This is a genomic window from Spirosoma harenae (assembly GCF_054776975.1).
In genome coordinates this window covers 532,732-545,458 of record NZ_BAAHBD010000010.1, presented here as the reverse complement: position 1 = coordinate 545,458, position 12,727 = coordinate 532,732, and the positions used below count along the sequence as shown (strand labels likewise).

General features: G+C 44.3%; 10 protein-coding genes. 8 read left to right on the top strand and 2 right to left on the bottom strand.

What is annotated here, in order from left to right:
* The first annotated feature begins 51 nt into the window (after positions 1-51).
* The 5 genes from ACYVE4_RS16215 to nspC all read left to right on the top strand — a co-directional run bounded on the left by ACYVE4_RS16215 (position 52) and on the right by nspC (position 4,752).
* Positions 52-1,266 carry a saccharopine dehydrogenase family protein gene (locus ACYVE4_RS16215; protein ID WP_461041209.1) on the top strand — a complete coding sequence of 405 codons (1,215 nt, stop codon included), beginning with the start codon at positions 52-54 and terminating at the stop codon, positions 1,264-1,266.
* A gap of 87 nt (positions 1,267-1,353) precedes the next feature.
* Complete coding sequence (locus ACYVE4_RS16210; protein WP_461041208.1) at positions 1,354-2,133, top strand: hypothetical protein; 780 nt, start codon at positions 1,354-1,356, stop codon at positions 2,131-2,133.
* A 160-nt stretch (positions 2,134-2,293) separates the two neighbouring features.
* Positions 2,294-3,124, top strand: coding sequence for an energy transducer TonB (locus ACYVE4_RS16205; protein WP_461041207.1), 831 nt, complete (start codon positions 2,294-2,296; stop codon positions 3,122-3,124).
* A 12-nt stretch (positions 3,125-3,136) separates the two neighbouring features.
* On the top strand, positions 3,137-3,583 hold the full coding sequence (locus ACYVE4_RS16200; RefSeq protein WP_461041206.1) for an energy transducer TonB: 447 nt from the start codon (positions 3,137-3,139) through the stop codon (positions 3,581-3,583).
* A gap of 17 nt (positions 3,584-3,600) precedes the next feature.
* Positions 3,601-4,752, top strand: coding sequence for a carboxynorspermidine decarboxylase (nspC, locus tag ACYVE4_RS16195; protein WP_461041205.1), 1,152 nt, complete (start codon positions 3,601-3,603; stop codon positions 4,750-4,752).
* A gap of 134 nt (positions 4,753-4,886) precedes the next feature.
* Here nspC and ACYVE4_RS16190 read toward each other — a convergent pair whose 3' ends face one another.
* Together ACYVE4_RS16190 and hisB are read right to left on the bottom strand one after the other, a co-directional pair.
* On the bottom strand, positions 4,887-5,465 hold the full coding sequence (locus ACYVE4_RS16190; RefSeq protein WP_461041204.1) for a 1-acyl-sn-glycerol-3-phosphate acyltransferase: 579 nt from the start codon (positions 5,463-5,465) through the stop codon (positions 4,887-4,889).
* Between the two features lie 260 nt (positions 5,466-5,725).
* Entirely contained in the window at positions 5,726-6,874 is a 1,149-nt protein-coding gene (gene hisB / locus ACYVE4_RS16185) for a bifunctional histidinol-phosphatase/imidazoleglycerol-phosphate dehydratase HisB (RefSeq protein WP_461041203.1), read from the bottom strand.
* Positions 6,875-7,223: 349 nt separating this feature from the next.
* Here hisB and ACYVE4_RS16180 point away from each other — a divergent pair, with 349 nt between their 5' ends.
* The 3 genes from ACYVE4_RS16180 to ACYVE4_RS16170 all read left to right on the top strand — a co-directional run bounded on the left by ACYVE4_RS16180 (position 7,224) and on the right by ACYVE4_RS16170 (position 12,676).
* Positions 7,224-8,237, top strand: coding sequence for an NYN domain-containing protein (locus tag ACYVE4_RS16180; RefSeq protein WP_461041202.1), 1,014 nt, complete (start codon positions 7,224-7,226; stop codon positions 8,235-8,237).
* A gap of 3 nt (positions 8,238-8,240) precedes the next feature.
* Positions 8,241-9,563 (top strand): aminodeoxychorismate synthase component I, encoded by a 1,323-nt coding sequence (gene pabB / locus ACYVE4_RS16175; RefSeq protein WP_461041201.1) that lies wholly within the window; start codon positions 8,241-8,243, stop codon positions 9,561-9,563.
* A gap of 257 nt (positions 9,564-9,820) precedes the next feature.
* Positions 9,821-12,676 (top strand): TonB-dependent receptor domain-containing protein, encoded by a 2,856-nt coding sequence (locus ACYVE4_RS16170; RefSeq protein WP_461041200.1) that lies wholly within the window; start codon positions 9,821-9,823, stop codon positions 12,674-12,676.
* Positions 12,677-12,727: the final 51 nt, after the last annotated feature.

The window sequence follows — 12,727 nt, the reverse complement described above, 5'->3', positions numbered from 1 at the left end:
TGCCTATCTTTGCGCCCGAAAGGAAATTAACAAACTCTTAGATTCAGATAAATGGCGAAAGTGCTCATTATTGGGGCTGGTGGGGTTGGTAGTGTGGTGGCGCATAAATGCGCGATGAACAGCGATGTGTTTACCAGCATTATGTTGGCCAGCCGAACCAAAGCAAAATGCGATCGTATTGCCGCCGAAATTCAGGAAATGCACGGCGTGGCAATCGAGACAGCGCAGGTCGATGCCGATGTCGTGGCTGAAATGGTTGCATTGATTAAATCGTTTAACCCGGTTCTGGTAATCAATGTAGCATTGCCGTATCAGGATTTGCCCATTATGGATGCCTGTTTGGAAGCGGGTGTGCATTATATGGACACGGCTAACTATGAACCTAAAGACGTTGCCAAATTTGAGTATAGCTGGCAATGGGCCTATAAAGAACGGTTCGAACAGGCGGGCCTGATGGCACTGCTGGGCTGTGGTTTTGATCCGGGTGCTACACAGGTATTTACCGCCTATGCCGCCAAGCATTATTTCGACCGGATGGATTATCTGGATATTGTCGATTGTAATGCGGGAAATCACGGAAAGGCCTTCGCGACTAATTTTAACCCGGAAATCAATATTCGGGAAATCACTCAACCTGGTCGATACTGGGAAAATGGCGAGTGGGTCGAGATTCCGGCGATGAGCATTCATAAGCCGATCGAATACCCAGGCATTGGACCGCGTGAATCCTATGTTCTCTATCATGAAGAACTCGAATCGCTGGTTAAAAACTTCCCGACCCTAAAACGGGCTCGCTTCTGGATGACGTTCGGACAGGCTTATCTTACGCACCTGGAAGTACTGCAGAACGTAGGCATGACTCGGATCGATCCGGTTAAATTTAATGGCATGGATATCGTTCCGCTGGAGTTTTTGAAAGCGGTGTTGCCCGCTCCTGATACACTCGGCGAAAATTATACGGGCCAAACCAGCATTGGTTGTCAGATTAAAGGGGTAAAAGATGGTGAAGAGCGCACTTATTTCATCTGGAACAACTGCGATCATGCCGAAACCTATAAAGAAGTACGAGGTCAGGCAGTTAGCTACACAACGGGCGTTCCGGCCATGATTGGAGCCATGCTGATGCTGACGGGTGTCTGGATGAAACCGGGCGTATGGAATTGTGAGGAAATGGACCCCGATCCGTTTATTGAGCAGATGAATAAACAGGGTCTGCCGGTTAACGAACGAGTGAATATTCCACTACCTCACGAATATCCGGCCTGATTAAAATTTCTAAAAACGAAAAATCCCGCTATACACAAAAGCGGGATTTTTCGTTACTTAGCTAGCCAACGCTAAACCACTCTACTGATGAAACGTTTACTGCTACTTATCCTATCCATTGGCCTGTGTGCCCATGTCTACGCACAGAAACCCGATTCAACCAAAGCGAAACGAGCTCAACCAGCCTATAACCCGAATGCTCAGCGAAATGGTTACGAAACGTATCAGTCAACGAGTCAGATTGTAGGAGCTGGCCCATATACGATGGTAAATACAATCGACCATCGGTATGAAGGCTTGCGGGGAACCCCCTATTTTCTGCCTGAATGGAATAAGGGAGTCATTGAAATGGTAGCAGGGCAGCATTATAAAGATGTTCCGATCAAGTTCGATGCATATCGACAGCACCTGATTCTGTTGCGGACCTGGGTAGGTGGCGATTCGATCATTATTAATGCTGATCAGGTCAAATCATTTCAGCTTAAAAACCAGGACGGACAGTTTTACGTATTCCGACACATACCGACGGCGAAAACATCAGAGGAATTCCTGAAAGAGGGCTATTTTTTAGTACTCTATCAGGGTAAAACGGCTCTACTCAAACGTATTGCTAAAGTTTTTAAACAGGCTGACTTCAAAAATCCTTACGCGAATGGTGAACGATATGATGAATTTCGCAATGTCGTTTCCTACTACGTGCTTAAGCCAGATCAAACACTGGAAAAAGTGAAGCTATCTGATAAGTCCATTATCGAAGCACTAGCCGATCATAAAGATGAACTGAAAGCGTTTGCCAAAGAATCAAATTTGTCTGTCAAAACAGAGAACGATGCGATTCAACTCGTTCAGAAATACGACAGTTTTTAAATTCACCTCATCCCTAGCCCCTCTCCTAAAACGGGAGAGGGGAATTTTTTTGTCCTGAATCTCCCCTCTCCCGTTTTGGGAGAGGGGTTGGGGGTGAGGGAAATGGATTGTATGGAATTTAGATTCGGCTAGCATCTAAGCGATAAAAACGCTTACTGCTATGTTCCGCTCAGATACTTCCTTGCCTGTCGCGCTAACGTACGACGACATTATTTTTCAGACTCGTAACCAGGCTTATGGCGCCTTCGAGCTTCGCCAACAATACCGACCAACGCTCAGCCGCGCTTTAGGACTGGGTGTCGGGCTATTTTTGCTAGGGTTAGTGGGCCCCAGACTTTATGACCAATTCTGGCCTAAAGATGCTTTCATCAACAATCAGGTAATGACGGAGGTAACGCTGACAAACGTTAAAGAACCGCCCGTTGAACCGCCTATAAAGTTACCACCAACAGAAACGGCCCCTGCTGTAAATACGGTCCGAAATTTACCGCTGGTTGTAATGCCCGAAGATGAGGTAGTGGAGGAAACCCTACCGCCGACTATCGAACAACTTCAGGATGCTACGTCTGGCACCGAAACCGTTGAAGGAACAGGCGATGTAGAAGCCATTACGCCACCAGAAACAACAGCGTCTACGGTAAAGAAAAAAGCGCTTGAGGTAGAGGCTAAACCAGAAGAAACATTTATTTTGGTTGAGCAACAGCCCGAATATCCGGGAGGAACCGATGCATTAAGACGATTTCTGGAAAAGAATTTGACCTATCCAAAATCGGCCATGTCGGCAGGTGTAGCAGGTCGAGTTTACGTCAGTTTTGTGGTCAATTCGGATGGTAGCCTGACGGACGTGAATGTATTAAAAGGCATTGGCTTTGGGTGTGATGAAGAAGCTGTTCGGGTTGTCAACAAAATGCCGCACTGGAAACCCGGTAAACAATCAGGCCGGGCAGTTCGGGTAAAGTTTAATTTACCGATCTCATTTACACTGGAATAATCACAGAGCCGTATGCTTATTTATTCGGTTATCCATCGATTGATTTTCAGCTGCCTATTTACTTTTCTATTTCTGCTTTCATCTCCAAGGGTTTTTGGGCAAGTAAGTTTAGCCTCTGATACAACTGTTTTTACAATCGTTGAATGTCAGCCTGAGTTTCCGGGGGGTATTGTTGCTTTGGTCGATTACCTTAAGCAGCGTGTTAACTATCCACTAGAAGCGCAGAGGGCGAAGATTAAAGGAAGAGCCTTTGTATCGTTCGTTGTGGAACGAGATGGGCGCCTTACGCAGATTCAAGTGTTGAAAGGACTCGGATATGGGTGTGATGAGGAAGCCATTCGAGTGGTTAATATGATGCCGAAATGGCAGCCTGGAAGCCAATCGGGTATCCTGATACGTGTTAAATATAATTTACCAGTTGCGTTTGGGCTGGAGTATGGCAAAGGCAAAGGAGATTAGTTTCATACCTTTGCGGCATGAACACAAACTTGCTTCAACACATCAACGATCCGGCTATTCCATCCCCCTGCTTTATTCTGGAAGAAGCTAAACTTCGCCGAAATCTTACCTTGATTGATTCGGTGCAGAAAGCCGCTGGCGTTACCATTATTCTGGCATTAAAAGGTTTCTCGATGTACAGCGCGTTTCCGCTGGTCCGCGAGTATTTAAGTGGTGCAACGGCCAGTTCGCTCAACGAGATCAAATTGGTAAATGATTACATGGGCGTAAAAGCTCACGCTTATATTCCAGCCTATCGCGACGATGAATTTGACGAAGTAGTAGAACGAAGTAGCCATCTAACGTTCAACTCATGGAGCCAGTGGGAGCGTTTTCATGATCGAGCAGTGGGGCGAGTTTCGTGTGGCATTCGGGTAAATCCGCAATATTCGGAAGTTGCAACAGATATGTATAATCCCTGTGTACCGGGTTCTCGACTCGGAGCGACCCGCGACCAATTGCCCGACCAATTACCAAATGGACTGGAAGGCATTCATTTTCATACCCTTTGTGAAAACGATTCATTCACGCTGGAGCGGACCCTGGAAGCACTCGAAGCTCGATTTGGTGACTTACTTCATCAAGCGAAATGGGTCAATTTTGGCGGAGGGCATTTGATGACTCGTGAAGGCTATGATACCATCCATCTGATAAACTTACTGACAAAGTTCCGGCAGAAATATGACGTTGATGTCATTCTGGAACCAGGCTCCGCTATCGCCTGGCAAACGGGGGTATTGGTATCGTCCGTACTTGATTTGGTGAATAGTCAGGGGATTGAGGTAGCTATTCTGGATACGTCGTTTGCGGCACACATGCCCGATACGCTCGAAATGCCTTACAAGCCAAGGATTATTCAGTCATATCACGAGCCAGTTGCTGGAAAACCAACGTATCGACTCGGTGGAATGACGTGCCTTGCTGGCGATTTTATGGGCGATTACTCATTTGATGCCCCACTGAAAATCGATGATAAAATTGTTTTCGATGATATGATTCATTACACAATGGTCAAAACAACAACATTCAATGGGGTTAATTTACCGGCTATTGGTGTCTGGAAAGAAAACGAGACGTTTCAGTTAATCAAAACGTACGGTTACGAGAGTTTTAAAGACAGACTAAGTTGATTAAGTCTCTGACTATGAGTGATTTTGTCATGCTGATGAAGGAAGCATCTTCCTATATCCTGATGTACAGGTGAGGAAAATTTAAGATGCTTCCTTCGTCAGCATGGCAAAAATGAAACCTGAAACAAAAAAGATTAAACCGTTCGACTTTCAATAACTCCCGTTTCTTCCCACTGTTTTAGCCAGTCTTTCTTCTGACCCTGAATGGTCGAGAAGAATTCGTAAAAAGGGATCATATCGCGTTGATAATCACCTGTTACGTAAAGTGGCTTACTGAGAATTGCGCTCTTTCGGGGCCAATCGAAACCGACCAGAATTAAAGGGACATTTGCTTTTAAGGCAATGTAATAGAACCCCGTTTTTAGTTTCGACACATTACTGCGCGTACCTTCCGGCGCAATACAAATATGAAGCCGACTGTTTTCATTGAAAACGGCTACAATCGCATCGACCAGATTATGGGATTTATCTCGATAGACAGGCTTACCCCCCAAGGCGCGGAATAACCAGCCTGAGTACCAGGTAAATAATGAACTTTTAGCGAGGTATTGAATCCAGACGCCAATTGCAGCTCGGGTGCCGAGCCCTACAAAAAAATCCCAATTGGTGGTATGGGGAGCCACTACCCAAATGGCTTTGGGAATATTGGGAACATCGCCAATTAGTCGCCATCCAGCAAGTTTAAACAGCCAACGGGCAAGGGCACTAAACATAAGAGTCAATAGTCTTTAGCCGAGAGCCGATAGCAGTAGTAGCGTCAGCCACTATCGACTAAAGACTATTGACTAACATTAATACTTCCGGTCGTTGCGCTCTAACCAGCGGCCTGTAATGAATGAAGCGACCAGTAGTACAACGTAGAAGAGTATTGTCAAAGGTGTTGATAAATCCATGTCGATATTCGGTTGAATTCAGATGCAAAAGTAATTAATAAGTTTGAAGTCTGATGGCTCAGGTTTAAACTTTAAACTAACTACAAAACTCCTTTCGTACTTGGCAGATTGTCAAGTTCTTTGATATCCCGTCGGACGGCCATTTTTATTGCTTTAGCAAACGCCTTGAAAATCGCTTCGATTTTGTGATGTTCATTATCACCTTCTACTTTGATATTCAGGTTGCAAAGAGCTGTATCCGAAAAGGATTTGAAGAAATGAAAGAACATTTCCGTTGGCATATCGCCAATCTTTTCCCGTCGAAACTCAGCATCCCAGACGAGCCAGGGACGGCCTGAAAAATCGATACCTACCTGAGCCAGCGCTTCATCCATCGGTAGTAGAAACCCATATCGACTAATCCCCCGTTTGTTGCCAAGAGCTTGTCGATAAGCTTCGCCTAAAGCCAGCGCTGTATCTTCAATCGTGTGATGTTCGTCAATATGCAGATCGCCATTCACCTGGATTTTTAGATCAGCTCCCGAATGTTTAGCCACTTGATCGAGCATGTGGTCGAAAAAGCCTAAGCCGGTATGAATATCTGCCTGCCCACGTCCGTCAAGGTTAAGCTCTACCCGAATCTGGGTTTCTTTGGTGTTGCGTTCAACCGTAGCCGTTCGGGGAGGAAGTCTGAGGAATTCATAAATCTGATCCCAGTCGTCGGTAGTCAGGGCAATCACTTTTTGCATCTCCGCTGTCATACCCGCTACATCGGCAGATTGCACGGTTGCCAAGCCGTTGGGTGGTAAAAAAAGAATCGCTTTAGCACCCAAATTGACCGCCAACTGAACATCTGTTAATCGGTCGCCAATCACATAACTGTTGGCCAGATCATATTGATCAGAAAAATACTCCGTCAACATACCCGTTCCTGGTTTGCGTGTAAGCGAGTTATCACGCGGGAAATGACGATCAATATGAACCGCAGTGAACGGAATATTCTCACCGGCAAACGTGCTCATCATTTTATTATGAGCTGGCCAGAATGTATCTTCAGGGAAAGAATCAGTGCCCAGACCGTCCTGATTAGTAACCATTACCAGTTGATAGTCGGTTTCTTCGGCAATGTGGCGAAGGGCAGAAATCGCTTTAGGAATGTAATCGAGTTTAGCTAAGGAATCCACTTGCTGATCAGGCTGGGGCTCGACTATGAGCGTACCATCCCGATCGATGAACAGTATTTTTTGCATAATGCATGGGAATAAGCCGACAAAGATAAAGATATAGGGCTCGTGTAATGCAAACGAAAAAGTTATTATGTTTGCAGAAAAGTATTCTACACTAGTTCACCTTATTTATTGTTACTTTATCGGCTTATTCACGTCTAATTTACACTATCTGCATAGTTCATTGATCTTAGTTAATTGAGTAACTCGTTTTTACAGTCAATACGAATAAAATAGACATATAGTAAATCAATTTTCTTCGTACAAATCCACATCTATAGTATAATACCATACACCCAACCAACTCTAGAAAAAGGAAATTTTAGTGCATTTATCTTACATATTCATACAATTATAAACGCTTAAGTACAGTATGCCCACAGCATCCAGTCTAACCCGTATTGGGGTTTTTTATGACGGTAACTATTTTCTACATGTAAGTAATTACTATAATTATTCTCACGAACGTCGCAGCCGTATAAGTATCTCAGGTTTACATGCATTTATTCGTCGGCAGGTAGCCGAAGAAGAAGGCGTTAATGAACGCTTGTGCCAAATTGTCGATGCCCATTACTTCCGTGGACGACTCAATGCGCATGAAGCCAATCAACGCGGTAATCAGCTATTTTACGACCGTCTGTTTGATGATATTCTGATGTCGGAAGGCGTCGTAACGCATTATCTGCCTGTAAAAACGTATCAGGGTTATCGTCAGGAAAAAGGCATCGATGTATGGCTAGCCCTCGAAGCCTTTGAATTAGCGCAGTATAAAAAATTCGACGTAGTTGTTTTGATTACTTCGGATGGCGATTACGTACCCCTGATTCGTAAACTGAATACATTGGGGTCGCGGATTATGGTACTTAGTTGGGACTTTGAATTCCTGAATGAACAAGGTGAAAAGCAGGTGACGCGTACATCTCAGGATTTGCTGGAAGAGGTTTCTTACCCCGTTGCCATGCATGGCATTATCGATGATCGGAGCCGCCGGAACGATATGGTCATTCAGAATTTGTTCGTTAAGCAACAAACGGCCAAGCCAACCTTTACAGCAATTACGAATAATGGAAGTAACTATGTGAACGGCACTAGTTTTAGTTCTGGATTGGCACTTGATGGCGGATATGATGATTATTCACTGTCGATGGAACCAAACTATAATGTCGCCGACGAAGATCCGGAAGGACGGAAAATCAGTACTATTCGCAGTCTGAAAACTGGTTATGGTTTTGTGAATTACCCACCTAATAACCTGTTTTTCCATTATACCAGTTTAGTTGATACAGATTTCAACGAATTGCAGGTTGACGACGAAGTTGAATTTTCAATCGGGCAGAATGCTGAAGGGAAAGATATTGCCGTTGATGTTCGATTGATAAACCATTAAGATATGCCCGTTTTGCGTGTGGCTGTTGATGACATCCCAGCGTTGAAATGGCGTGTGCTGGAATGGGCAATTGCTCAACAGACCGATCAGAATGGGTTCGTTGCGTTTCTGAATAACAACGATATCGCTTATCCAAATGATCCGTTTCCAAATCGACTGTTTGTCGGTGCGGAACGGATCATTTCGTTTTCAGCCGATGATGCAATCCAGACGTTGGCTGATGCACACAAGGAACGCCCTTCTTTTCTGGTCGGTTATTTCGCTTACGATCTAAAAAATCAACTTGAAGATTTACAAAGCCGAAATCCAAATCGACTAGGTTTTCCCGATGCCTATTTCGTAGAACCCACCTGGATCATTGATTTTGAGCGATCTACCGATGCGGGCGATAGTGTATTGATTCAGGGAAATGGTGATCCAGAGGAATTGTGGGAGCAAATACTTTCCCCCCTCTCCTGTTTTAGGAGAGGGGCTGGGGGTGAGGTGAGCAGGGGCCAAATCCAATGTCGTGTTACGCCTGAGGAGTATTTGACCAATGTTCGTAAAATTCAAAGGCATATTGTAGCAGGGGATGTATACGAACTGAATTATTGCATCGAGTTTTTTGCGGAGTCATTAGAGTTAGACCCGCTAGCTTCGTATCGTGCACTAACGACGCGTTCGCCAATGCCGTTTTCCAACTTTCTAAAAATCGGCGAACGATACATCATAGGCGCATCGCCAGAGCGATTTTTGAAGAAAGAAGGACGCAAAATTCTTTCACAACCCATCAAAGGAACTGTTCGGAGGGGGAAAACGGCGGATGAAGATGAGCGATTGCGAAATCAACTCCTGAGTTCTGAAAAAGAACGGGCTGAAAATCTGATGATTGTTGATTTGGTCCGTAACGATCTTGCCCGGAGTGCTGAAACAGGCTCTGTTCAGGTTGACGAATTATTCGGTATTTATGGTTTTCAACAGGTTTACCAGATGATTTCGACCGTGTCGGCCACACTGCGTCAGGATAATTCTTGGGCTGATGCGATTCGCAATGCGTTTCCCATGGGTAGTATGACCGGAGCACCCAAAATCCGGGCCATGGAATTGATTGATGAACTGGAAGTGAGTAGGCGAGGAGTATATTCTGGCACTATCGGTTTCATTACACCGGAAGGCGATTTTGATTTTAGCGTCGTGATCCGAACCTTATTGTATAATACCCAAAATAGATATGCTTCTTTTTCAGTAGGCAGCGCCATCACTTACGACGCCGATCCTGAACAGGAGTGGGAAGAATGCCTGCTCAAAGCAAAGGCAATTCGAGAAGTCATTGAAAATGATAATTAGCCAATTTTACTACCGTTAAATCAATTAAGAAGTTTGTTTTATGGAATCTCCTCTGGATTCTACTCGTCAAATTTTAGAGCAGGCAACCTTTTCAGGTAGTTTCTACTCCTTAGACAAATGAGGAACAAATACTTTTTTACTAATACTTTAGTTGTTTCACTAGATATTTAGTTAAAAATCCTTAATCTTGCAACCAACCTACGTTCATCCCTTTATATTTGCCACCAGTCGATCATCCGCTTTACACCTTAACTTACATGAAAAACCTTTTCTTGCTGACCTTATTGTGTCTGCTCTCGGCTGGTCTGTATGCGCAGAGTCCGGCTGGCTCCGCCCGTTTCACCCTTCAGGGCCGTGCTGTTGATACCACATCGGCTCCTTTGCCATCGTCAACGGTTATGTTGCTAAGTGGCAAAGATTCGTCGATGGTCAATTTCACCCGAACAGGCGAAAATGGTGCGTTTACATTCAAAAATATTAAGGCCGGTACTTACGTCCTGAAAATTTCTTTTGTTGGATATATTCCTTATAATCAGGTAATTACACCAACAGGTGAGCCCGTTATTGATCTTGGAGCGTTAAAGATGAAACCCATCACCCGAGAGTTGATGGAAATAGTTGTCAGAACGGCCAAGGCACCCTTAACCATCAAAGGTGATACGATTGAGTATAATGCCAGTTCATTTAAAGTGCCACCCGGCTCAACCGTTGAGGATTTACTTCGCAAACTACCTGGTGTACAGATTGATCAGGATGGGAATATTCGGGCACAGGGCGAAGAAGTAAAGAAAGTAACCGTTGATGGAAAGAGTTTCTTTGGGAACGACCCCAAACTGGCGACCAAGAATCTACAGGCCGAAGCCATTACCAAAGTGCAGGTGTTCAACGATAAGACCGAACAGGCAAAACTGACGGGCGTGGATGATGGGAAGAAGGAAAAAACGGTCAATCTGGAGCTGAAAGAAGAATTCAAGAAAGGCGGATTTGGGAAAGTAACGGCTGGTGGTGGACCGGCTTCCAACAACATTTCAGCCCGTTACGACGGAAAAGGAATGTATAATAAATTCGACAGCAAACGGCAGTTCTCAGCTATTTTACTCGGTAATAACACCAACCAGCAAGGGCTATCCTTTAATGATTATCAAGACTTTAGGGGGAGTAATTCCTTCAACTGGAACGACAATGCTGACTTTGGTTTCGGAGGAAATGCGCAGTTTATTTCGTTTGGCGATGATAATTCGAGCCTGACAATTCCGATCAGTGGAGGTGATGGACGAGGGTTTTCGAAAAATATGGCGGGTGGCATCAACTACAATTACGATACCAAGAAAACCAAACTCAGCACCAGCTATTACTTCAATCAGACACGCTTACAGCTAGATGCCCTTCGGGAAAATAAAAGCTATTTCCCCAATTCAACAAATTTGCGGAAAACGGACACCAGCAGTCAGGCCAACTTCAATTCCAATCACCGGATTAGTTTGCGTTACGAAAAGCAGCTTGATTCGATGCAAACACTGATCGTTATTAGCAATAGTCGAATTGGGATGGGAGATAATAATCTGAATAGCTTACAGCGTGTATTTCAGAGCGTAGGCAATGGTAGCGAAACAGCAACGACCAATAGCCAATCACTGAATAATACGTCGAGCAATCAGTTTGCGATGGCGAATACATTGCTGTATCGGTCGAAGTTTAAAAAGAAAGGGCGCAGTTTTGGGGCTAGTGCAACGTACCAGATCAGTAAAAATGATGGCGACTTGCTGCTGAAAGCTCGCAATGAATTCTATCAGGCAACGAGCGTCAACGATATGTTACGCATTCTGAATCAGGATCAGGCAACCGGCTCATTGAGTAATCAGTACAAAGGAAATCTGTTGTTTGTTGAGCCATTTGCCAAGAAATATTCCTGGGAAACATTCTACAATTTTAGTCTGCGTTATGATGAAGTAGACCGGGATGTGTCTAATCTTGACGACAGCCGTCGACGGATTGATTCGCTGAGCCTTTATTATAAAAATAACTACCTGTATAATCGTTTGGGAACCAGCGTACGGTATTCGTATAAAGGTATGAATTTGTCTGTAGGTGTGGCCGGGCAGCAATTTACACTCGATGGAAAATACGCCCGCGATCAATCTCAACCGCTTCAATCAATTAAACGAACATTTACGACCGTTATTCCGAATGTATCGTTGAGCTATTCGCTGAAAAATAATAAATCGATCTACGCCAATTACAATGTAGGTGTGCAGATTCCGTCATCGCGTGATCTACAGCCGGTTGCCAGCAATAATAACCCGCTCTATATAACGCAGGGGAACCCTGACTTGCTGCCTCAGTTGAATCACAACATCAGCGGTAATTTCAATTACTTTAATCCGGGCAGTTTTATCAATTTCTGGGCGAATGTCTATACCAATTACTACGTCAACCAGATTGTGTATGGACAGACAGTTGATCCACAAACGTTAATTACGACGACCAGACCGGAGAACATTACAGGCGGACGTGATATTGGTTCATATCTGAACTTTGGTTTCCCACTGAAGAAAACCAAAGCCACGCTTAATCTGAACTCGCAACTTCGCTTCGGACATAATTTGACGCCAATTAACCGAGTACTGAACGAAACCGATAATCAGAATTACTCATTTGGCGCACGACTCGAACTGACGCCCAAAGATTGGATTGCGTTTTATGGTGGTGCCAATTTCAATATTACCAATACGCGATATTCGATTAACACCTCACAGAATCAGACTATTAACAATCGAGTTTTACGAGGTGAGTTGAATTTGAAACTGCCAGGAAGTATTTTCCTGAATACGTCAATGGTCTATAGTTCCTACAAAAACGAACGACTGGGCTTCGATCAGCAGATTCCAATTCTGAATTCTACCTTGTACCATATTTTGGGCAAAGCTAAAAAAGCAGAAATTCGATTGTCGGCCTTTGATTTACTGAACCGAAACGTTGTGGTATCGCAATATGCCGGGCAGAACTTTACGAATACCGAGCGTATTCAGACGCTGGCGCGGTATTTCATGCTGAGCTTTACCTATAATATGCGCGGAGTTCAGGGCAAAGTACGGCGCGATGGGTATTATTAATCGTAACCGATCTTCTACACTCGTTTCATTAAGCAGTTCGATTAAGCACTT

Excerpts from the sequence above, each read along its gene's own strand:
- ACYVE4_RS16215 (WP_461041209.1), top strand. The coding sequence starts at position 52 with ATGGCGAAAGTGCTCATTATTGGGGCTGGTGGGGTTGGTAGTGTGGTG.
- ACYVE4_RS16210 (WP_461041208.1), top strand. The coding sequence starts at position 1,354 with ATGAAACGTTTACTGCTACTTATCCTATCCATTGGCCTGTGTGCCCAT.
- ACYVE4_RS16205 (WP_461041207.1), top strand. The coding sequence starts at position 2,294 with ATGTTCCGCTCAGATACTTCCTTGCCTGTCGCGCTAACGTACGACGAC.
- ACYVE4_RS16200 (WP_461041206.1), top strand. The coding sequence starts at position 3,137 with ATGCTTATTTATTCGGTTATCCATCGATTGATTTTCAGCTGCCTATTT.
- nspC (WP_461041205.1), top strand. The coding sequence starts at position 3,601 with ATGAACACAAACTTGCTTCAACACATCAACGATCCGGCTATTCCATCC.
- ACYVE4_RS16190 (WP_461041204.1), bottom strand. The coding sequence starts at position 5,465 with ATGTTTAGTGCCCTTGCCCGTTGGCTGTTTAAACTTGCTGGATGGCGA.
- hisB (WP_461041203.1), bottom strand. The coding sequence starts at position 6,874 with ATGCAAAAAATACTGTTCATCGATCGGGATGGTACGCTCATAGTCGAG.
- ACYVE4_RS16180 (WP_461041202.1), top strand. The coding sequence starts at position 7,224 with ATGCCCACAGCATCCAGTCTAACCCGTATTGGGGTTTTTTATGACGGT.
- pabB (WP_461041201.1), top strand. The coding sequence starts at position 8,241 with ATGCCCGTTTTGCGTGTGGCTGTTGATGACATCCCAGCGTTGAAATGG.
- ACYVE4_RS16170 (WP_461041200.1), top strand. The coding sequence starts at position 9,821 with ATGAAAAACCTTTTCTTGCTGACCTTATTGTGTCTGCTCTCGGCTGGT.